This window comes from Limnohabitans sp. (assembly GCF_031538885.1).
Taxonomy (GTDB): Bacteria; Pseudomonadota; Gammaproteobacteria; order Burkholderiales; family Burkholderiaceae_C; genus Limnohabitans.
The window spans coordinates 1-21,736 of record NZ_JAVKLW010000040.1 but is presented as its reverse complement, the minus strand read 5'-3'; the positions used below and the strand labels follow the sequence as shown (position 1 = coordinate 21,736).

The window sequence follows — 21,736 nt, the reverse complement described above, 5'->3', positions numbered from 1 at the left end:
GAGGATGGGGTTGTTCTTGCCTTGCGCCCAGCAATGGTTGATCACCTCTTGCGCACGGCGCTCAATTTCGGGGTTGCCGCGTTGCACCGAATCAAAGTCGAGTTCAGCCGCGTTCGTGCCACTGGCCATCGAGCTGGCGGCGCTACCGCCCATGCCAATGCGCATGCCGGGGCCACCGAGTTGAATCAACAAGCTGCCTGCGGGGAACTCAATCTTCTTGGTTTGTTCGCTGTCGATCACGCCCAAGCCACCCGCAATCATGATGGGCTTGTGGTAGCCGCGTGTCACGCCTGCCACGTCTTGCTCGTACTCGCGGAAGTAGCCAGTCAAGTTGGGACGGCCAAACTCGTTGTTAAACGCCGCACCGCCCAAGGGGCCCTCGGTCATGATTTGTAAAGGACTGGCCATGTGCGAGGGGCGGCCCAAACTTTTGCCGTTGGTGCGGCCCCACAGCTTAGACACAGTAAAGCCCGACATACCGGCCTTGGGCTTAGAGCCACGGCCTGTTGCCCCCTCGTCGCGAATCTCGCCGCCATTGCCGGTGGACGCACCGGGGTAAGGCGAAATGGCTGTGGGGTGGTTGTGGGTTTCGACCTTCATCAACACATGGTTGGTGGCGGATACTTTTTCGTACTGAGGCAGGTCTTTGCCATTGTTCGTCGCCAAGAACCGCACAACCTTGTGGCCTTCCATGATGGAGGCGTTGTCCGAATACGCCATCACTGTGTATTGTGGGCTGGTTTTTTCGGTGTGGCGAATCATTCCAAACAGGCTGTGCGACTGCGCTTCGCCATCAATGGTGAACTCGGCATTGAAAATTTTGTGGCGACAGTGCTCGCTGTTGGCTTGCGCGAACATCATCAGCTCCACATCGGTGGGGTTGCGTTTGAGCTGCGTAAAGGCATTCACCAAATACGCAATTTCGTCTTCGGCCAAAGCCAAGCCCCAGCGGGTGTTGGCATCTTGCAAAGCAGCTTCACCACCTTGGAGCACGTCCACGTGCTCCATCGGTGCGGGGTGCAGCTCGGTGAACAAGCCCAAAGCCTCGTCACGGGTGCGCATGACAGACTCGGTCATGCGGTCGTGCAACACATCGGCCACGGCCAGCAGTTGTTCGGGCGTCAGTGTGGCTTTGCTCAGCAAGCCGTCTTTGAGCTGGAGGTGGAATTCGGTGATGCGCTCAATGCGTTTGAGCTGCAAACCGCAGTTGTGCGCGATGTCGGTGGCCTTCGATGCCCAAGGCGACACGGTGCCAAAACGGGGCGTCACCACCAGCAAAGTACCTGCGGGGGCTGTATGTGCAGGCTCGCCGTAAGTCAACAAGGCCGCGAGCGTTTGCTGCTGCGCGGCATCCAAGGTGGCCTCGGCCGCAGCCAAGTGCACAAAGCGGGCACTCAGGCCTTGGATTTGTGGAGAGATGGCCACCAAACGCGGCAAGAGCTGTTGAACACGGAAATCGCTGAGGGCGTTGCCGCCTTCGAAAATGCTGAGGTGCAGAGACACGGAGAGCCTTGAGAAAAAGACGGGAATCGAATCGCGCCGGGCCGCTGACTGGGGCTGATCAGCAAAGGCTAGATTTTACGTGTCACCAAAGGGGGGTTGTACACAATCAGTGTGCAAGCGGATGTTCTTCAATGAACTGACGCAAAGCTGCATTCATACGTGTTTGCCAACCCGCGCCCGTGGGGCGGAACTGTGTCACGACATCGCGTAATGGGATAATCAATCTCATGACCATCTCCATCAAAAACGTCCAAGGCGCACAAGGCATGCGTATCGCGGGCAAACTGGCCTCCGAAGTTCTCGATTTCATCACCCCGCATGTGGTGGCTGGCGTGACAACCAACCAGCTCGACAAGCTCTGCCATGACTACATCGTGGATGTGCAAAAAGCCATTCCCGCCCCGCTCAACTACAACCCCAGCGGTGACAACCCCTACCCCAAGTCCATCTGCACCTCGACCAACCATCAGGTGTGCCACGGCATTCCCAATGACAAGCCGCTGAAAAAAGGCGACACGGTCAACATCGACATCACCGTCATCAAAGACGGTTGGCATGGCGACACTAGCCGTATGTTCTCGGTGGGCGATGTGTCCATCGCAGCCAAGCGTTTGTCTAAGTTGACTTACGAGGCCATGTGGCACGGCATCGTCAAGGTCAAGCCTGGCGCGCGTTTGGGTGACATTGGCTTTGCGATTCAACGCTTTGCTGAAAGCCACGGCTTTTCAGTAGTGCGCGAGTTTTGCGGCCACGGCATTGGCCAGGTGTTCCATGAAGAACCGCAAGTGCTGCACTACGGCAAGCCCAGCACAGGCGAGACGCTGCAAGAAGGTATGACCTTCACCATCGAGCCGATGATTAATGCGGGAAAGAAAGACATCAAAGAGCTGGGCGATGGCTGGACCATCGTCACGCGCGACCACTCGTTGTCGGCCCAATGGGAACACACCATCCTCGTCACGCCCACGGGCTATGAGGTGTTGACCCTCTCAAACGGCAGCCCTGCCCTGCCCGACTTTGTGACCACCACCTGCTGTTAAGCCCCCGCAATGAACGCCACGGCACACCTTTACCGAAAGGACAAGGCGGCGTTGTTGCTGGCTGCGTCCGGCTCGACCACCCCACGTGGCGTGAAAACTTTGCTGCACAAGCTGTGCAGCATGACCGACCACACCCTGCGCACCTTGTGGGATGCCGCTGGCTTTGACAACGCTTTGTGCTTAGCCGCTGTGGGTGGCTATGGCCGAGGTGAGTTGTTTCCGTATTCGGATGTCGACGTGTTGCTGCTGATGCCTGACGGCACATCGCCCGAAATAGACGAGGCCCTCAAAGCACAGATTGAGAAGTTCATCGGCAGTTGCTGGGACACCGGACTAGAAATTGGCTCTAGCGTGCGCACCGTGACCGAGTGCGTGCAAGAGTCGTCCGCTGACATCACCGTGCAAACCTCGCTGCTGGAAGCGCGTTTTTTAGTGGGCAGCGTCAAGCTGTTTAAAACATTTCAAAAAAACTATACACAGGCGCTGGACCCCAAGGCCTTCTTCGTGGCGAAGACTGCTGAAATGCGCCAACGCCACGCCAAATTTGAGAACACACCCTACTCACTAGAGCCCAACTGCAAAGAATCGCCGGGTGGTATGCGCGACTTGCAAGTGGTGCTCTGGGTGGCCAAGGCTGCGGGCTTAGGCGACAGTTGGGAGAGCTTGGGACGCAAAGGCTTGGCGACAGACTTTGAAGTCAAACAACTCAAGCGCAACGAAGACGCGCTGGGCCTCATTCGCACACGCTTGCACTTGGCCGCCAAACGCCGCGAAGACCGCTTGGTGTTTGACTTGCAACATGCCGTCGCGCAAAGCTTGGGGCTGGGCGTGGAGGAAGACGGTACGCTCAACGCACGCGCAGCCAGTGAAGCACTGATGAAGCGCTATTACTGGGCCGCCAAAGCGGTGACGCAGCTCAACCAAATTTTGTTGCTCAACATCGAAGAACGCCTGAGCAGCAACACCCAAGTGCCGCGTCCCATCAACGAGCGTTTTGCAGATAAAGCGGGCATGCTGGAAGTCAGCAGCGACGATGTGTACGTGAACAACCCGCACGCGATTTTGGAAACCTTCTGGTTGTACGAATCCACCGTGGGCATCAGCGGTTTGTCGGCACACACCTTGCGCGCACTCTACAACGCGCGTAGCTTGATGGAAGGCAAATTCCGCGCAGACCCCGTCAACCGCGAGATGTTCATGCGCATCTTGCAGGCACCTAGCGGCATGACACACGCCATCCGTTTGATGAACCAAACCTCGGTACTGGGTCGCTACCTTTGGCCGTTTCGCCGCATCGTGGGCCAAATGCAGCATGACTTGTTTCATGTCTACACCGTAGACCAGCACATCTTGATGGTGCTGCGCAATGTGCGCCGCTTCTTCATGGCCGAACATGCGCACGAATACCCCTTTTGCTCACAACTCGCCGCAGGTTGGGACAAGCCTTGGATTTTGTACGCTGGCGCACTCTTTCACGACATTGCCAAAGGCCGTGGTGGCGACCACTCGCAGCTTGGCCGTGGCGAAGTGCGCAAGTTCTGCCGCGACCACAGCATTGACAAACAAGACGCCAAGCTCATCGAGTTCTTGGTGGGTGAGCATTTGACGATGAGCCACATCGCACAAAAGCAAGACCTGAGCGACCCCTACATCATCCAAGCCTTTGCCAAACGTGTAGGCAATGAGCGCAACCTCACCGCCTTGTACTTGCTAACCGTGGCCGACATTCGCGGCACCAGCCCCAAGGTGTGGAACGCTTGGAAAGGCAAGTTGCTGGAAGATCTGTATCGCTACACCGCCCGCGCCTTGGGTGGTCGAGCACCGGATGCGCAAGCCGAAGTGGAAATTCGCAAGGCCGAAGCTCTCACCATGCTCGCGCTGTACGCACTGCCATTTGAGGCCCACAAAGACTTGTGGGACACCTTGGATGTGGGCTACTTCATGCGTCACGAAGCCGCCGACATTGCGTGGCACACCCGCCAGCTGTCGCGCAGTTTGTCAATCGCCAAAGCACAAGACAAAACCATGGGCGTGACGGTGCGTGCGCGTTTGTCACCCGTCGGCGAAGGCTTGCAGGTGATGGTGTACTCGCCCGACCAGCCCGATTTGTTTGCCCGCATCTGTGGCTACTTTGACCAAGCTGGATTCAATATTTGGGACGCCAAAATCCACACCGCCACCAACGGCTATGCGCTGGACACCTTCCAGGTGGTGAGTAGCCATTTTGAGGAGCATTACCGCGACCTGATCAATTTGGTGGAAACCGGTTTGACGGAGACGATCGTCCAAGCCAAACCTTTGCCCACCGTAGGCAAAGGCCGCGTGTCGCGCCGCGTCAAGAGCTTCCCGATTGCGCCAAGGGTAACCTTGCAGCCCGACGAGCGTGCCCAAAAATGGTTGTTGAGCATCTCAGCCAGCGATCGCGTTGGCCTGCTCTACAGCGTGGCGCGCGTGTTGGCCAACCACAAAGTCAACTTGCTGCTAGCCAAAATCAGCACTTTGGGCGAACGCGTGGAAGACACCTTCTTGATTGACGGCGCCGCCTTGCAGCAAAACAAAGCACAACTCGCGATTGAGACCGAGTTGTTAGCGGCCTTGCAGGCTTGAGACATCAATCACCTGCGTCATCCAAACCCGGAAACAACACATCGGTATGACCAAAGCGTGAGAAGTCGCGCACACGCATGGGGTACAGCACACCGGTGAGGTGGTCGCACTCGTGTTGCACCACCCGCGCATGAAAGCCCTCCACGGTGCGATCGGTCGGGTTGCCGTCACTGTCAAAACCTTGGTAGCGCAAACGTTTGAAACGCGGGACCACGCCGCGCAAGCCTGGCACAGATAGGCACCCTTCCCAACCTTCTTCTTCCTCGTCACCGAGGGGCGTGAGCACAGGGTTGATGAGCACGGTGTACGGCACCACCGGTGCATCGGGATAGCGAGGATTAAGCTCGCCCGAGCCAAACACCACCACTTGCAAGTCCACCCCAATTTGCGGTGCAGCCAAGCCAGCGCCATTGGCGGCCTGCATGGTGTCGTCGAGGTCTTGGAGCAGTGCGTGTAGCTCGGGTGTGTTGAAGGCCGTCACAGGCTGGGCCACGCGCAGCAAGCGGGCATCGCCCATTTTTAAAATGTCGCGAACAGCCATGTGCTTATCCTTTATGACGCAGCGTGTGCTGCATCGGCTGAGTGGTTGGCGTGGTCTGCCACCAACGCCAACAAACCCGCCTCATCCAGCACTTTGATTCCTAGCTCCAAAGCCTTGTCGAGCTTGCTTCCGGCTTCAGCCCCCGCCAGCACGCAATGGGTTTTCTTGCTCACGCTGCCAGCCACCTTGGCACCCAAAGCTTCGAGCATGTCTTTGGCTTGGTCGCGACTGAGGGTGGGCAAGGTGCCGGTCAGCACAAAGGTTTGTCCGGCCAGTGGCAGGCTGGCACCCGCTGTGGGCTCGCCCTCGGTCCATGTCACGCCGCATTCGCGGAGTTGCGCCACCACATCGCGGTTGTGTGGCTGGTCAAAAAAGGTGCGCAGGCTCAGTGCCACGATGGGGCCGACATCGGCCACTTGCAGCAGCTGGTCCACCGTGGCATCCATGATGGCGTCCAACTTGCCGAAGTGACGTGTCAGTTCTTTGGCGGTGGCCTCGCCCACATGGCGAATGCCCAGCCCAAGCAAGAAGCGTGGCAAGGTGGTGTGTTTGGATTTCTCGATGCTGGCCAGCACATTGTTGGCGGACTTTTCGGCCATGCGGTCCAGCGAGGCCAAGGACTCAAAGCTCAATCGGTATACATCGGGCAAAGTGTTGACCACGCCTGCGTCCACCAACTGCTCCACCAACTTGTCGCCCAAGTCTTCAATCTCTACGGCGCGGCGGTGTGCGTAATGCAGGATGGCTTGCTTACGCTGGGCACTGCAAAACAAGCCACCTGTGCAGCGGTAGTCCGCCTCGCCTTCTTCGCGCACGGCAGCACTGCCGCACACGGGGCAGGTGTGGGGCATGGTGAAGAGGTGCGATTCATGCAAACGCTTTTCAAGGATGACCGACACCACTTCTGGAATCACATCCCCTGCGCGACGCACGACCACGGTGTCGCCCACGCGCACGTCTTTGCGACGTGCTTCATCTTCGTTGTGCAGCGTGGCGTTGGTGACGGTCACGCCGCCCACAAACACAGGTGCGAGTTTGGCCACGGGGGTGAGCTTGCCGGTGCGGCCCACTTGCACCTCGATGGCTTGTACGGTGGTGAGTTGTTCTTGCGCGGGGTATTTGTGGGCCACGGCCCAACGCGGTTCACGCGTGACAAAGCCCAACTGCCGCTGAGCGGCCAAGCTGTTGACCTTGTAGACCACGCCGTCAATGTCATACGGCAATGCATCACGCGCTTGGCCGATGCGTTGGTGAAAGTCCACCAAGCCTGCGGCACTTTGCACACACGCGGTTTGCTCGGCCACGGGGAAGCCCCATTGTTTCAGTGCCTTCAACAAATCGAAGTGCGTGTTGAAAGATGGGCCGCCGCCGTCCACAGGTGTGATGTCGCCCAAGCCATACGCAAAAAAGCTCAAAGGCCGTTGCGCGGCAACGCTGGGGTCGAGTTGACGCACCGCACCAGCAGCCGCGTTGCGTGGGTTGACAAAGGTTTTCTCACCCTTCTCGCCTGCGGCAATGCGGGCGCGTTGGCGCTCGTTCAAGGCTTCAAAATTAGCGCGGGCCATGTAGACCTCGCCGCGCACTTCCAACACCTCGGGTACGTCGGAACTCAGGCGCAATGGAATTTGCCCAATGGTGCGGATGTTGTGCGTTACGTCTTCACCCGTTTCGCCATCGCCGCGTGTGGCAGCTTGCACCAACACGCCGTTTTCGTAGCGCAGGCTCATGGCAAGGCCATCAAATTTCAGCTCGGCCACATAGTCCACGGGTGCATCGACTTCGGTCAGGCCCAGCTCTTTGCGGATGCGGGTGTCAAAGGCTTCGGCCCCACTCGCTTCGGTGTCGGTCTCGGTGCGGATGCTGAGCATGGGCACCGCATGCTTGACGCTGGCAAAGTTGTCGAGTGGCTTGCCGCCCACGCGTTGTGTGGGTGAATCGGATGTAAGTAACTCAGGGTGTGCCACTTCTAGCGCTTGCAGCGCTTTGAACAAGCGGTCGTATTCGGCGTCAGGAAGGGTGGGTGCATCCAACACGTAGTACAGGTGCCCGTGGTGATGCAGTTGTGCGCGCAAAGCGGCCGCACGTTGGGCCAGATCGCTCAAGGTGTGAGTGGCAGAGCCACCGTCTTGGGCATCCGCATTGCCGCCAAATAAGTCAGCGGTGCTCATGCTGCGTTGCCCTGCAATTAGCTGAACAAGCGACGCGCTTGCGCCGAGCCAGCCGATAAATCACGTGCGTCGAGCGTGTCGTACAAGGCCAGCAAATCGCGGGCAATCGCACCAATGGCGGTTTCGGACAAGGGTTGACCGTTGTCGTCTGAGATGGCACCGTCCATCACACGCGCCAATTCATAGGCGGTTTGAATCATGCGGGCGTAGGGCTCTTCTTTGCGATCTACCTGAGGCACATCGAGTGACAAGGTGAGTTCGTAAATGGCCGATTGCGTGGGGTCTTCCGACATCGCAGCTTGCGAGTCTAAGGTCAAACCCAAAATGGGCGGCATGCCCAATGTGGGCGCTGGCACCACCATGCGCCCTGGCAACACGCCCGCAATAAAGCCCAAACGCGCTGCGTTTTGATGCACATAACCAGGACTCCAAGCGGCTTTGGTCGCTTTGAGGGTAAAGCTCAGTTGGGCGTCGTGGGCACTGGCAAAGTGGTCGAGTTCGCGGGCACGGCTCACCTCTTCTAGCATGTCCGGGAACTCAGGGGCTGCGTTGAGACTGTCAGCAAAGGCTTGTGTTTTGGTCACGAACTCGGAGAACTCAATTTCATTCAAGGGGCCCGTGCGATTGGCCAACTGAACACCTGATTGGAACGCGCTGTAGCGTTGGCCGTTGCGCGGGTGTTCCCACAAACCGCTTTCGGTGTTGAGGCCTTCCACGCTGAACAATTTGCTGCCCACACGACGCGTAGTGGGCATGGCGGCTAAGGCTGCGTCACCCGACACAGGGGTGTCAATTTCAACGGCTGCGATGACGTCAATCAAGGCGTCAAGTGCGGGGCGTTTTTCGGGCTGGGGTAAGCCTGTGGCGGCAGGTGCTTGCGTAGCCAAATGCGCCGTGCGTCCTGCGGCAACTTTGCTTTCGGCAATGCGTGCCATTTCGGCTTCGTCGGGTATGCGTTGGGCGTGTGCGGCGGCCTCTTCCATCATGCTGCGGGCGATGTCCGTCACGGGGTCGGGGTTGCCGCGGGTTTCATAACTAGGGGCAAGACTGCTGGGAGCGTCTGGTTCGCGGCGTGCTTCGTCAAACGGGACCGCATCAAATGAGAGACCTTGATCGGCGTCATAGCCCGGCTCGACAGCTTTGTCTTGTGGCAGGGGGTCAGCTTGGCGAGGCTTGTTTTTGCGCGAAGTCCAGGTGCTGTGCGCCACCACACCCGCGAGTACCACGCCACCTGCAATCGCTAAACCAATCTGAAGAGTACTCATGGTCTTGCTCTGCAATCAAACGGCATCCACCATGGAGACCGCAGATTCCATGTCCACCGCTACGATACGAGAAACGCCGTGTTCTTGCATGGTCACGCCAATGAGTTGCTCGGCCATTTCCATCGCAATTTTGTTGTGCGAGATGAAAAGGAATTGGGTTTCTTTGGACATGCTCGACACCAGCTTGGCATAGCGCTCGGTGTTGGCGTCGTCCAGTGGCGCGTCCACCTCGTCGAGCAAACAAAACGGCGCTGGGTTGAGCTGGAAAATCGCAAACACCAAGGCAATCGCGGTCAGGGCTTTTTCGCCACCCGACAGCAAATGAATGGTTTGGTTTTTCTTGCCCGGTGGCTGGGCCAGCACTTGCACGCCGGAGTCCAAAATCTCTTCGCCCGTCATCACTAAGCGCGCATTGCCGCCACCGAACAACTCGGGGAACATGCGGCCGAAGTGCTCGTTGACGATCTTGAAGGTGCCGCCCAAGAGCTCACGGGTTTCGCCGTCGATTTTGCGAATCGCGTCTTCCAGTGTGTTCATCGCGTCGGTCAAATCTTTGGTTTGCGCGTCTAAGAACTGCTTGCGTTCACTGGCACTGGCCAGCTCGTCCAACGCGGCCAAGTTCACAGCGCCCAAGGCGGTGATGTCGCGGTGCAAGCGATCAATCTCGCCTTGCAAACCACCCAAACGCACATTGTTGGCGAGGATGGAGGCAGACACGGCTTCGAGGTCAGCCTCAGCATCGGCCAGCAGTTGCGTGTATTGCTCCAGACCCAAGCGCGCGGCTTGCTCTTTGAGTTGGAAATCGGTGATGCGTTGGCGCAAAGGCTCGAGCTCGCGTTCGAGTTGCAAGCGGCGTTCATCGCTGGCCCGCAGTTTGGTGGTGAGGTCGTCGTACTCGCTGCGCTTAGCGGCCAAGGCTGCTTCGCGTTCCATCTTGACATTCAAAGCACTTTGCAAACCGGCTTGGGCGGCGGCATCGTTCAGGCGTGTGAGGTCTTCTTGCACACGCGCTTCTTCAGCAGCCACCGAGGCGGCTTGCTGGGTGGCGGTGTCGATGATGCGTTTGAGTTCGGCTTCGCGCGTGGCCAAGCTGCGTTGGGCAAACTGGGCTTCTTGGGCCTGACGCTCCAAGCTGCGTTGTTGCTCGCGGCTGTCGTTCAAACGGCGCTCAGCGTTGATGACGGCTTCGTCCAACTGGGCATGGCGCTCTTGGCTATCGGCGAGCTGCATGTCCAGTTCTTCAAAGCGGGCTTCTGCGGTGGCGCGTCGTTCTTGCAGGTCGGCCAATTGGGCCTCGACTTCAGACAGGTCTCCACTGATTTGCTCACTGCGCGCGCGGGTTTGCTCGGCCAGTTGGCTCAGGCGCAAGGCCTCCACTTGCAGCTCATGGGCCGTGGCTTGTGCGGCCGTGGCTTCAGCGCGGATGCTGACCAAGCGTTGCGACGACTCGCTGTACGCGGCTTCGGCGCGGAGCAACGTGTTGCGCGCTTCATCGGCGATGAAGGCTTGGGCCTTGCTGCTCTTGTCGAGGTTTTCAATCTCTTGGGCACGGGCCAGCAAGCCCGACTGCGCGTTGTCTTGCGCGTAAAAACTCACGCTGTGCGCGCTGATGGCGTGACCACTGGGCACATAAATCACTTGGCCAGGTTGCAAGCTGCTGCGCTTGGCCAAGGCTTCGTCAAGGTTAGGCGCGGTGAAGCAGCCATTCAGCCAGTCGGTCAGCAGGGCTTTCTGACCTGCGTCGTTCAAGCGCAGGAGGTCTGACAAACGGGGCAAAGCGCTTTGTGCGTCGGGAGCGGCGGCACTTGGGGCCGTGTAAAACGCCAACTTGGCAGGCGGTGCATCGGTTTGAAAGGCGCGCACGATGTCAAGGCGAGACACTTCGAGCGAGGCCATGCGTTCACGCAAAGCGGCTTCTAGCGCGTGTTCCCAACCTGCTTCGATGTGGATGCGGCTCCACAGTGCTTGCAAACCATCTAGGCCGTGCTTGGCCAGCCAAGGCTTGAGCTTGTCGTCGGTCTGCACTTTTTCTTGCAGCGCTTTGAGGGCTTCCAAACGGGCCGAGATGTCGGCTTGTTTGGCTTGCTCTGCGTTCACGGCTTGCTGTGCGGTGCGGCGTACTTCGTCGAGCACAGGCACATGGGCTTGCAACTCTTCGAGTTGCGCGGCCGTCACTTCGGCGTGGGCTTGGGCCTCTTGCAACTGCGCTTTGAGGTTGTTCAGACGCACCTCATCAGGGGCAGCTAAGGCGTTTTTGTCGGCACTCAGGCGCTCAAGTCGCGCGTTGAGGTTGCGGCTTTGCTCTTCAATGTTGCGCTGGTCTGCGGCCAGCACCTGAATTTGTTGCTGCACTTGGGTCACGCTGCCGCGTTGCTCGTTGCTGCGTTGTTGGGACACGCGTAAGGCTTCTTCCAACTCGGGCAGTTGCATGGCCTGCTCTTCCACTTGCGCGGCAAGCATGACGGCTTTTTCTTCGCCATCCATGGCCATCGAGGCCAAGTTTTCAATCTCTTGGCTAGCGGTTTCGCTCTGGGCTGCCCAATGCGCGGTTTGTTCTTTGATTTGAATCAGACGCGCTTCGGCGCGTTGGCGACCTTCCACTACAAAGCGGATTTCGGCCTCTAAGCGGCCCACTTCGGCACTGGCTTCATACAACGCGCCTTGTGCTTGGTTGACCTGATCGCCCGCGGCATAGTGGGCTTGGCGCACGGTTTCTAGGTCGGCTTCGATGTGGCGTAAATCGGCAATGCGCGACTCCAAGTCGTTCACCGCTTTGTCTGCTTGGGTTTTGATGCCCACTTGGTCGGCCTCGGCCTCGGCACGGCGAAAGAACCACAGCTGGTGCTGCTTCAAGCTCACATCGGCTTGCAGGCCGTGGTAACGCTGGGCTACTTCGGCTTGCTTTTCGAGCTTCTCCAGATTGGCGTTCAACTCGCGCAAGATGTCTTCCACGCGGGTTAAGTTCTCACGGGTGTCGCTCAGGCGGTTTTCGGTTTCGCGGCGGCGCTCTTTGTATTTGGAGACGCCCGCAGCTTCCTCGAGGAACAAACGCAGCTCTTCGGGCTTGGATTCAATGATGCGGCTGATGGTGCCTTGGCCAATGATGGCGTAGGCGCGTGGGCCCAGGCCGGTGCCCAAGAACACGTCTTGCACGTCACGGCGACGCACTGGTTGGTTGTTGATGTAGTAGCTTGAGCCGCCATCACGCGTCAGCACACGCTTGACCGCGATTTCTGGGAACTGGCTCCACTGGCCGCCCGCGCGGTGGTCGGCGTTGTCAAACACCAGCTCCACGCTGGAGCGGCTGGCCGCTTTGCGGGTGGTGGTGCCATTGAAAATCACGTCTTGCATGGACTCGCCACGCAGCTCGGAGGCTTTGGACTCGCCCAGCACCCAGCGCACGGCATCCATGATGTTGGATTTGCCGCAGCCGTTGGGGCCGACCACGCCGACCAATTGGCCGGGCAGCAGAAAATTGGTGGGTTCCGCGAAGGACTTGAAACCCGATAACTTGATTGAATTCAGACGCACTGAAAAGCCTCTCTAGACACAGCCTTAATCATAAAGCGCTCCGACAGGCACGAACCTCGCCCAACAAAACTGTCAGATGAGGTACTAATGCAGTAAACAAAGGCCCTGTCATATCCAGCGGTTTCTCACGGATGGTTTGGTAGAGCGCGGCGATGGCTTGGGCCAAGCTTTGTTCAAACGTGATCACCAATTCGCGAAGTTGGTCGGCCTCAAATGCAAATTCTTTGGCACGGGTGAGGTCAAGCAGGGGCGTGGTGGACATGGCGTAAAGGTGAATCACTGAGCGCGGGGATAATAGCAGCCATGAATTCCCTTCTCTCGCGTCTACAGCCCTATCCATTCGAGCGGCTGAAGCAACTTTTCTCTACCGTCACACCCAACCCCGCATATGCGCCCATCAGCCTCGGCATTGGTGAGCCACGCCACGCAACGCCGCAGTTGGTGCTGGATGCTTTGGCCAAAGCCACAGCTCAGTTGGCCGCTTACCCCGCGACCGCTGGTTTGCCTGCCTTACGCGAAGCCTGCGTGAATTGGATGCAGCGTCGCTATGGTTTAAAGCTAGACGCGGCCACGCAAGTGCTGCCCGTCAACGGCTCACGTGAGGCGCTGTTTGCCTTTGCCCAAACCGTGATTGACCCGACGCAAACCGATGCAAGCGGTAACCGCCAAGAGGCGGTGGTTGTCTGCCCCAACCCCTTCTATCAAATTTACGAAGGTGCAGCGCTGTTGGCTGGGGCCCAAGCCTATTACGCCCCCAGCGACCCTGCACGCAACTTCAACGTCAACTGGGACAGCGTGCCTGCCGAGGTGTGGGCCAAAACCCAGCTCCTGTTTGTGTGCTCGCCCGGCAACCCCACTGGCGCGGTGATGCCCCTGAGCGACTGGGAAAAACTGTTTGCTTTGAGCGATAAATACGGTTTTGTCATTGCCAGCGACGAGTGCTACAGCGAAATTTATTTCCGCGAAGAAGCGCCTTTGGCGGGCCTAGAGGCCGCCGCCAAACTGGGCCGCACCAACTTTAAAAACTTGGTGGCCTTCACCAGCTTGTCTAAACGCAGCAATGTGCCGGGCATGCGCAGCGGTTTTGTGGCGGGTGACGCCGACATCCTCAAACAATTTCTACTCTATCGCACCTACCACGGCAGCGCCATGAGCGGCATGGTGCAAGCCGCCAGCATCGCAGCGTGGGACGACGAAGCTCATGTGGTAGCCAACCGTGAGCAATACCGCCAAAAGTTTGCTGCCGTCACGCCTTTGCTTGAAGCGGTGATGGATGTGCGCTTGCCCGATGCGGGCTTTTATCTGTGGGCGGCGGTGCCAAAACAGAACGCCACCAGCAGCGGCGTGGGAGACGATGTCGCCTTCGCACGCGACTTGCTGGCTCAATACAATGTGACGGTGCTGCCGGGCAGCTACTTGGCCCGTGAAGGACAAGGTCTTGACGAAGCCAATCAAGCAAACCCCGGCGCAGGTCGTATTCGCATGGCCTTGGTGGCCGAAACCGCCGAATGCGTAGAAGCCGCGCAACGCATCGTGGCGTTCATCCAAAACAACCATTCTTAATTGATTTCAACGCAGAGAAGACAACCATGACTCAACACCAACTCCAACACGTCATCGACAACGCCTGGGACAACCGCGCCAACATCAGCGCGACCGATGCCTCCAAAGAAGTGCGCGATGCCGTGAACCACGTGATTGCCGAATTGAACGCTGGCCGCTTGCGTGTGGCCACCTGTGAAGGTGTGGGCCAATGGACTGTGCACCAATGGTTGAAGAAAGCTGTGTTGTTGTCTTTCCGCTTGAACGACAACCGCGTCATGAAGTCTGGCGACTTGGCCTTCTACGACAAAGTGGACACCAAGTTTGCCCACCTGAGCGAAGAAGAAATGAAAGCCGCTGGCGTGCGCGTGGTGCCTCCCGCTGTGGCGCGTCGCGGTAGCTTCATCGCCTCGGGGGCCATCTTGATGCCCTCTTACGTGAACATCGGCGCTTATGTGGACAGCGGCACCATGGTCGACACATGGGCCACCGTGGGGTCATGCGCACAAATCGGTAAGAACGTTCATTTGTCTGGCGGCGTGGGCATTGGCGGCGTGTTGGAGCCCTTGCAAGCCAACCCCACCATCATTGAAGACAACTGCTTCATCGGCGCTCGCTCTGAAGTGGTGGAAGGTGTCATCATCGAAGAGAACTCCGTGCTCGGCATGGGCGTGTTCATCGGTCAATCCACCCCCATCTTCGACCGCGCCACGGGCGACATCAGCTACGGCCGTGTGGCCTCTGGCTCTGTAGTGGTGGCCGGCAACATTCCTAAAGTCGCCGCCAACGGCGCACCTTACAGCATGTACGCCGCCATCGTGGTCAAGCGCGTGGACGCACAAACCCGCTCCAAGACCAGCATTAACGACTTGTTGCGCGATTGATTCGGCATGACCACTCAACCTTTGGCCGAGGTGTTTGGATACACGATTGTTGACAACAGCAAAAAGGCTGTGCTTGCCTTGAATTTGATTTTTGCGCGAGCGCGCAACGGCGTGATTGGTCAAAACAACACCTTGCCTTGGCACTTGCCCGAGGACTTGGCGCACTTCAAACAAACCACTTTGGGTCAACCTGTGGTGATGGGACGCAAAACATGGGAGTCATTGCCCCCTAAATTTCGCCCCCTACCCGGCCGCACCAATATCGTGGTGACGCGTCAAACCGATTGGCAGGCCGAGGGGGCGGTGGTGGCCCATTCCATTGAAGAAGCGATGCAACACTGCCCCAGCGATGCACAGGTGTGGGTCATTGGCGGTGCGCAGGTGTATGCGCAAGCCATGCCTTTGGCCACACGCGCTGTGATCACAGAAATTGATGTCGACTATGAAGGCGATGCCTTCGCCCCCACCTTCGATGCCAGCTGGCAAGAAACCGAACGCAGCACACATGTTGCTGCCAACGGTTTGAAGTACAGCTTTGTCACCCTCACGCGAACACATTAATCAGGAGTATTTGAATGTCTGAACACGGTTTTCATGTCCATGGCCCACACGACCACGAGTTAGAACACGCAGCGCAAGGCCACGGCAACAGCTTCACCAACAAAATTGCCATGTTCACCGCCATCATCGCCACCGTGGGTGCCATCTTTGGTTACATGGGAGGCGCCACACAAGCCAACGCAGGTTTGTACAAAAACGATGCGGCGATCAAAAAGACGGAAGCGTCTAACCAATGGAACTATTACCAAGCCAAGAGCAGTAAACAAAACTTGATGGAGCTCGCGCTTGAGTTAGCCCCGGCAACCAAAAAAGACTTTTACGCGGAAGAAATCAAACGCTACAAAGTCGAAAAAGCGGTCATCAAAACTGACGCTGAAAAACTAGAAGCACAAGCCAAGGCATTTAACGAAATGTCCGACGCACAAATGCACCAGCATCACCGCTGGGCACAAGCCACCACCGTGCTGCAAGTGGCCATCGCACTGGCCGCCATTGCCCTGCTCACCCGCAAAGTGTGGGTGGAATACGCCATGTTTGGCACGGGCGCGTTAGGCATTGCGATTGGCATCTTGGCCGCATTACACCTTTAAGTCAGAACACATACACATGCAACTCGCTACCTGGAACGTCAACTCACTCACCGTGCGCTTGCCGCAAGTGCTGGACTGGTTGGCGACGCACCCCGTGGACGCCTTGGTCTTGCAAGAAACCAAAATCACGGATGACAAATTCCCCTGCGAGGCGATTGAGGCGGTGGGTTACAAGGTGGCGTTTTTCGGTCAAAAAACCTACAACGGTGTGGCCTTGCTCTCGCGCACCGAAGTCCGTGATGTGGTGAAGAACATTCCCAGTTTTGAAGATGACATGGCACGCGTGATTGCTGGTACGGTCGATGGTGTGCGGGTGATTGGCGCCTACTTCCCCAACGGACAAGCGCCAGACAGTGACAAGTTTGTTTACAAAATGCGTTGGTTGGACGCACTTCAAAACTGGTTGCGCACTGAGCTTTCAACCCACCCAAAACTGGTGCTGATGGGTGACTTCAACATCACCGTCGATGACCGTGATGTGTGGGACCCTGTGGCCTTGAAAGACACCATCCACTGCACGCCACAGGAGCGTGCGCACTTTCAAGCACTGATTGACTTAGGTACCCACGATGCCTTCCGCTTGTTTGAACAAGCAGAGAAAAGCTATAGCTGGTGGGACTATCGCGAATTCGCTTTCCGTCGCAACCGTGGTTTGCGTATTGACCATATCCTCGTCAGCGATGCCTTAAAAGCATCCACGCAAGCCTGCGTGATTGACAAGGCACCGCGCAAAAATGAGCGTCCCAGTGACCACGTCCCCGTGGTGGTCACACTGGGCTAACCCCTCCTTGCGGCAGTCTCAGTCGTCCAAGCCCAGCTCTTGGATTTTGCGCGTGATGGTGTTGCGCCCAATGCCCAACTTTTGGGCGGCTTCGATTCTTCGACCACGCGTGTTGACCAAGGCTGTTTGAATCAAACGTGCCTCAAAGCGGTGGGTCAAGACCTCCCAGACGTCGGTGCGGCCTGCCGCCAACAAACTCATGGCTTCGGCTTCTAGGCCTTGCTCCCAATCTGCGCCGGGCATGTTCAGCACCACGGGTGCAGCGCTGCTGCCCTCGCTGGTGCTGACAGGGTGAGACGGGGTCAATCGATGCGCATCAGATGCAGCAGACATGGCTAAGGCACTGGTGTCTTGCTTGGTATGGTTTGCGGAGGCGTCTGAGCCCTCGTTTGACAGCACCACTTCAGGCGGCAAGTCTTTGGGTTCGATCACTTGGGCGGGGGCCATCACCGTCAGCCAGTGACAGATGTTTTCCAATTGACGCACATTGCCTGGGAATGCGAAGTGGTCCAGCACAGACTGCGCGGCTTCAGAAATGCGTTTGGACTCCACGCCCAATTGTTGTGCACTCTGCTGCAAAAAGTGGCGCGTCAAAGTGGGGATGTCTTCACGGCGTTCACGCAAGGCGGGCAAACGCAAGCGAATCACGTTCAAGCGGTGGAACAAGTCCTCACGAAACACGCCGTCTTTGACGCGTTTTTCTAGGTCTTGATGGGTCGCCGCAATCACGCGCACATTGGCTTTGATGGCGTTGTGAGCGCCCACACGGTAGTAAGTGCCATCGCTCAACACGCGCAGCAATCGGGTTTGTAAATCGAACGGCATGTCACCGATTTCATCGAGGAACAGTGTTCCACCCTCGGCCTGCTCAAAGCGACCACGACGGGTGGTTTGCGCCCCCGTGAATGCACCACGTTCGTGCCCGAACAACTCGCTCTCCAACAAATCTTTGGGTATCGCAGCCGTGTTGATGGCCACAAACGGACCTTGGTTGCCCGCATCACCGCGTGGTGAATGTTTGTGCAAGGCACGCGCCACCAACTCCTTGCCTGAGCCGCTCTCACCAGTAATCATCACCGTCACATGGCTTTGGCTCAATCGACCAATAGCGCGAAACACATCTTGCATGGCCGGGGCTTGGCCCAGCATCTCGGGCGTGGCGTCTTGCTGCTCGCTTTGCGCTTGTTCACGTTGGCTTTCGTCCAAGGCTCGGCGAATCAACTCAACAGCCTTGGGTAAATCAAACGGTTTGGGCAGGTACTCGAACGCACCACCTTGAAAGGCAGAGACCGCGCTGTCCAAATCTGAAAACGCCGTCATGATGATGACGGGCAACGCCGGCAGACGCTCTTTCACCTTAGTCAGCAGGTCCAAGCCCGAGCCTGCGGGCATACGAATGTCGCTGACCAAGATTTTGGGGCCACCGTCTTCGCTCACCGAGTCGAGCGCTTGCAGCACTTCGTGGGGGCTGGTGAAGCTGCGCGTGGGCAGGTTCTCGCGCAACAGCGCTTTTTCCAGCACGAAGCGAATTGACTGGTCGTCGTCCACAATCCAAATCGATTTCATCTCGGTACTTTCTGTTTCTAAGTTAGGAGCCACACGAGGTGTCAGGGTAGCGGGATCAAAATTTTGAAATCTGTTCGTCCTGGCACACTGTCACACTCAATCAAACCATGGTGCTGTTGCACAAAAGTTTGCGCCAAATTCAGCCCCAAGCCTGAGCCGCCATCCCGTCCCGAGACCAAAGGGAAAAATAACTTGTCTTTGATCTCTTCTGGAATGCCGGGCCCGTTGTCTACTACGTGCAATTCCAATGCCAACCGATAGCGTTGTTTGCCAAAAGTGACTTGTCGGCTGACGCGGGTGCGTAAAACAATCTCCGCGTCGCCTGCGGCGACCCGCTCCACCAAAGCTTGGGCCGCGTTGTGCACGATGTTGAGCACGGTCTGGATGAGCTGTTCGTGATCGCCACGAAACTCAGGAATCGAGGTGTCATAGTCACGCACCACGCGTAGCCCTTTGGGGAACTCAGCCAAGATCAAGCTGCGTACGCGTTCACATACCTCATGGATGTTCACATCGCCCACCACATGCGGGCAGCGGTGTGGTGCCAACAAACGATCTACAAGGACTTGCAAGCGGTCTACCTCATGAATGATGACTTGGGTGTATTCAATGAGATCACGGCTCTCGACCTCCATTTGTAGCAACTGGGCTGCACCACGAATGCCCCCCAGCGGGTTTTTGATTTCATGAGCCAAATTGCGTATCAACTCTTTGTTGGCTTGCGCTTGATCAATCAAGCGCTCCTCGCGGTCTTGACGGGTTTGTTGCTCCAGAGGGAGCAACTCGACCAGCACCTCGCCCATCACATCCGTCGGTGCCACGATGACGTGAACAGGCATGGGGTCTTGCAGGGAGCGGCACAAGTGGGCGTCATAGCGCATGGTGGCAAATGCATTGGTCTGCGCACCTTGCAATGCGCTCTCAAACGACTGTGCTTCGCTAAAGTAATTCGCCATTGCGGAGCCTTCGATGGTGCGGCGCGACACGCCCATCACATCTTCTAATGCGGCGTTGGCAAAGACCACTACGCCGTCGGCGCGCACCATGGCGACCAAGGTGGCGAGCAAGTCAAAGGCTTGCGCATAAATGAGCGGAGCTTGGCCAACCGACGTTGTCATGGTTTTGCTCCAGTTTGAACTGGCACAGACAAGCGCGACAACTCGCGCTGCAAGCCAGCCACATCAGCCTCTGCACGTTGCAGAGCAGCGCGCAACTGTGTCACACGATCTTGGTATTTTTGAGACTGCCGAAATTCATCCGCGCGTCGTTCAGGCTCACCGTTGTTCCACTCACGCAGCAGATCAGCCTGTAGTTTTTGTGTTTTTTGCAACTCGGCTTGGAGTAACGCCTGTGCTTGTGCGTCACGCTGGCGTTGGTCTGCCGCATCCACTTTGATCGATGCAGCACCTGCGCTTGCATTGGGCAGTGGAGCCTGTGGACCTTGCACACGCGTGCCCTCAATCACGGTCACATGACCACCCGTCAAGGGTTTGCAGTTCAGCGTTAGATCGGGCTGATTGGTATAGGCATTGCCACAACGGTAAATCCGTTGCGATTCAGCCGACAGGGCACCTGCCGCCACAACAGACAGACAAACACTCAATCCAACGACACCGCGAAAAAAGAAAAACAAGGGTGAGTCCATGAAAATTAAAGGTCTAAATAAAAAAGGACGGCTCGCGCCGTCCTTTTATTGCACATCGCGTTGCAAAGAATTACAGCGAGTAGTACATGTCGTATTCGACAGGAGACACTTCCACGCGGCTGCGGGTCACTTCTTGCATCTTCAATTCGATGTAAGCGTCGATCCACGAGTCGGTGAACACGCCACCTTTGGTCAAGAAGGCGCGGTCTTTGTCGAGGGCTTCCAACGCTTGGTCCAAGCTGGAGCACACGGTGGGTACCAACTTGTCTTCCTCTGGAGGGAGGTGGTACAAGTCTTTGGTCGCAGCTTCACCAGGGTGAATCTTGTTTTCGATACCGTCCAAACCAGCCATTAACAAGGCCGCAAAGCCAAGGTAAGGGTTGCACAATGGATCGGGGAAACGCGCTTCCACACGGCGGGCTTTGTCGCTGGCCACGCTAGGAATACGAATCGAAGCAGAGCGATTCTTGGCGGAATAGGCCAATTTCACAGGGGCTTCGAAGTGAGGCACCAAGCGCTTGTAGCTGTTGGTACCTGGGTTGGTGATCGCGTTCAAAGCACGTGCGTGCTTGATGATGCCGCCGATGTAGTACAGGGCGAGATCGGACAAACCAGCGTAGCCGTTGCCTGCGAACAAGTTCTTGCCGTCTTTCCAGATGGACTGGTGAACGTGCATACCAGAGCCGTTGTCGCCAGCGTAAGGCTTAGGCATGAACGTGGCTGTCTTGCCGTAGGCGTTAGCCACGTTGTGGATCACGTACTTTTGCAACAATGTCCAGTCAGCGCGTTCGACCAAAGTAGAAAACTTGGTGCCGATTTCGCATTGACCTGCGCCAGCCACTTCGTGGTGGTGCACTTCGACGGGAATGCCCACAGCCTCGAGCAACAAGCACATTTCGCTGCGCATGTCGTGTGTGCTGTCAACGGGAGGCACTGGGAAGTAACCCCCTTTGACGCGAGGACGATGACCTCGGTTACCGCCTTCAATTTTTTCGCCACTGTTCCATGGACCTTCGTATTCGTTGATCGAATAGAACGTGTTGTTGGGCTCTGTGCTCCAGCGTACTTCGTCAAACAAGAAGAACTCTGGTTCTGGGCCGAAATAAGCGGTGTCACCCAAGCCAGATTGCTTGAGATACGTCTCAGCGCGCTTGGCGATGGAACGTGGGTCACGCTCATAGGCTTTGCCGTCTGTGGGCTCGATCACATCACAGATCAAGACCAAGGTGATTTCTTCGAAAAAGGGATCGATCAATGCGCTGTTTGGATCAGGCATCAACAACATGTCAGAGGCTTCAATGCCTTTCCAGCCAGCGATAGAAGAACCGTCAAACGCTTGACCTTCTTCGAACTTGCTCTCGTCAAACTGTGACACGGGCGCAGTGATGTGCTGCCATTTGCCACGGGTATCGGTGAAACGGAAGTCAACGAATTTAACTTCGTTCTCTTTCACCATTTTCATTACGTCTGCGACGGTCTTGGCCATCAAGTTCTCCTGCTAGGGTAGGTTGG

General features: G+C 57.3%; 17 protein-coding genes and 1 pseudogene. 7 read left to right on the top strand and 11 right to left on the bottom strand.

The genetic code is table 11. The features are described from left to right. A pseudogene (locus tag RMS03_RS02565) lies at positions 1 to 1,503 on the bottom strand (phosphoribosylformylglycinamidine synthase); the annotation flags it as partial. Positions 1,504 to 1,609: 106 nt separating this feature from the next. Then, positions 1,610 to 1,732, bottom strand: a complete 123-nt coding sequence (locus tag RMS03_RS02560; protein ID WP_310625549.1) for a BrnA antitoxin family protein — start codon at positions 1,730 to 1,732, stop codon at positions 1,610 to 1,612. Between RMS03_RS02560 and map the strand changes: the two genes are divergently transcribed. Together map and RMS03_RS02550 are read left to right on the top strand one after the other, a co-directional pair. Next, the gene (gene map, locus RMS03_RS02555) at positions 1,731 to 2,543 is read left to right on the top strand and encodes a type I methionyl aminopeptidase (protein WP_310625548.1); all 813 of its coding nucleotides are present in this window, start codon (positions 1,731 to 1,733) and stop codon (positions 2,541 to 2,543) included. The two genes, RMS03_RS02560 and map, sit on opposite strands and share 2 nt — an antisense overlap. Positions 2,544 to 2,552: 9 nt before the next feature. Continuing rightward, the gene (locus RMS03_RS02550) at positions 2,553 to 5,150 is read left to right on the top strand and encodes a [protein-PII] uridylyltransferase (RefSeq protein ID WP_310625547.1); all 2,598 of its coding nucleotides are present in this window, start codon (positions 2,553 to 2,555) and stop codon (positions 5,148 to 5,150) included. A 4-nt stretch (positions 5,151 to 5,154) separates the two neighbouring features. Here RMS03_RS02550 and def read toward each other — a convergent pair whose 3' ends face one another. From def to RMS03_RS02525, 5 genes are read right to left on the bottom strand one after another with little or no spacing between them, the layout of a single operon-like run. Continuing rightward, a complete protein-coding gene (def, locus tag RMS03_RS02545; protein ID WP_310625546.1) occupies positions 5,155 to 5,691 on the bottom strand; it encodes a peptide deformylase in 537 nt (178 codons plus the stop codon). A gap of 11 nt (positions 5,692 to 5,702) precedes the next feature. Then, a complete protein-coding gene (gene ligA / locus RMS03_RS02540; RefSeq protein ID WP_310625545.1) occupies positions 5,703 to 7,859 on the bottom strand; it encodes an NAD-dependent DNA ligase LigA in 2,157 nt (718 codons plus the stop codon). Positions 7,860 to 7,876: 17 nt separating this feature from the next. Further along, positions 7,877 to 9,124 carry a cell division protein ZipA C-terminal FtsZ-binding domain-containing protein gene (locus RMS03_RS02535; protein WP_310625544.1) on the bottom strand — a complete coding sequence of 416 codons (1,248 nt, stop codon included), beginning with the start codon at positions 9,122 to 9,124 and terminating at the stop codon, positions 7,877 to 7,879. Positions 9,125 to 9,139: 15 nt separating this feature from the next. Further along, entirely contained in the window at positions 9,140 to 12,655 is a 3,516-nt protein-coding gene (gene smc / locus RMS03_RS02530; protein WP_310625543.1) for a chromosome segregation protein SMC, read from the bottom strand. Between the two features lie 28 nt (positions 12,656 to 12,683). Continuing rightward, positions 12,684 to 12,917, bottom strand: coding sequence for a hypothetical protein (locus RMS03_RS02525; protein ID WP_310625542.1), 234 nt, complete (start codon positions 12,915 to 12,917; stop codon positions 12,684 to 12,686). 41 nt (positions 12,918 to 12,958) lie between these two features. Here RMS03_RS02525 and dapC point away from each other — a divergent pair, with 41 nt between their 5' ends. The 5 genes from dapC to xth are packed head-to-tail and all read left to right on the top strand — an operon-like array spanning position 12,959 to position 17,013. Next, positions 12,959 to 14,218, top strand: a complete 1,260-nt coding sequence (dapC, locus tag RMS03_RS02520) for a succinyldiaminopimelate transaminase (protein ID WP_310625541.1) — start codon at positions 12,959 to 12,961, stop codon at positions 14,216 to 14,218. 26 nt (positions 14,219 to 14,244) lie between these two features. Beyond that, complete coding sequence (gene dapD, locus RMS03_RS02515) at positions 14,245 to 15,081, top strand: 2,3,4,5-tetrahydropyridine-2,6-dicarboxylate N-succinyltransferase (protein WP_310625540.1); 837 nt, start codon at positions 14,245 to 14,247, stop codon at positions 15,079 to 15,081. A 6-nt stretch (positions 15,082 to 15,087) separates the two neighbouring features. Then, positions 15,088 to 15,642, top strand: a complete 555-nt coding sequence (locus RMS03_RS02510) for a dihydrofolate reductase (RefSeq protein WP_310625539.1) — start codon at positions 15,088 to 15,090, stop codon at positions 15,640 to 15,642. Between the two features lie 14 nt (positions 15,643 to 15,656). After that, the gene (locus tag RMS03_RS02505; protein WP_310625538.1) at positions 15,657 to 16,232 is read left to right on the top strand and encodes a DUF4337 domain-containing protein; all 576 of its coding nucleotides are present in this window, start codon (positions 15,657 to 15,659) and stop codon (positions 16,230 to 16,232) included. Positions 16,233 to 16,248: 16 nt separating this feature from the next. Continuing rightward, positions 16,249 to 17,013 carry an exodeoxyribonuclease III gene (xth, locus tag RMS03_RS02500; protein WP_310625537.1) on the top strand — a complete coding sequence of 255 codons (765 nt, stop codon included), beginning with the start codon at positions 16,249 to 16,251 and terminating at the stop codon, positions 17,011 to 17,013. A gap of 18 nt (positions 17,014 to 17,031) precedes the next feature. Here the strand turns inward: xth and ntrC are convergent, their stop codons facing one another. The 4 genes from ntrC to glnA all read right to left on the bottom strand — a co-directional run bounded on the left by ntrC (position 17,032) and on the right by glnA (position 21,710). Continuing rightward, positions 17,032 to 18,579: a nitrogen regulation protein NR(I) gene (gene ntrC, locus RMS03_RS02495; protein WP_310625536.1), complete on the bottom strand. Its 1,548-nt coding sequence runs from the start codon at positions 18,577 to 18,579 to the stop codon at positions 17,032 to 17,034. 41 nt (positions 18,580 to 18,620) lie between these two features. Then, positions 18,621 to 19,697 carry a nitrogen regulation protein NR(II) gene (glnL, locus tag RMS03_RS02490; protein ID WP_310625535.1) on the bottom strand — a complete coding sequence of 359 codons (1,077 nt, stop codon included), beginning with the start codon at positions 19,695 to 19,697 and terminating at the stop codon, positions 18,621 to 18,623. Next, positions 19,694 to 20,224, bottom strand: coding sequence for a hypothetical protein (locus RMS03_RS02485; protein WP_310625534.1), 531 nt, complete (start codon positions 20,222 to 20,224; stop codon positions 19,694 to 19,696). The genes glnL and RMS03_RS02485 overlap by 4 nt, the downstream gene beginning before the upstream one ends. Positions 20,225 to 20,294: 70 nt before the next feature. Continuing rightward, positions 20,295 to 21,710, bottom strand: a complete 1,416-nt coding sequence (gene glnA / locus RMS03_RS02480; RefSeq protein WP_310625533.1) for a type I glutamate--ammonia ligase — start codon at positions 21,708 to 21,710, stop codon at positions 20,295 to 20,297. Positions 21,711 to 21,736: the final 26 nt, after the last annotated feature.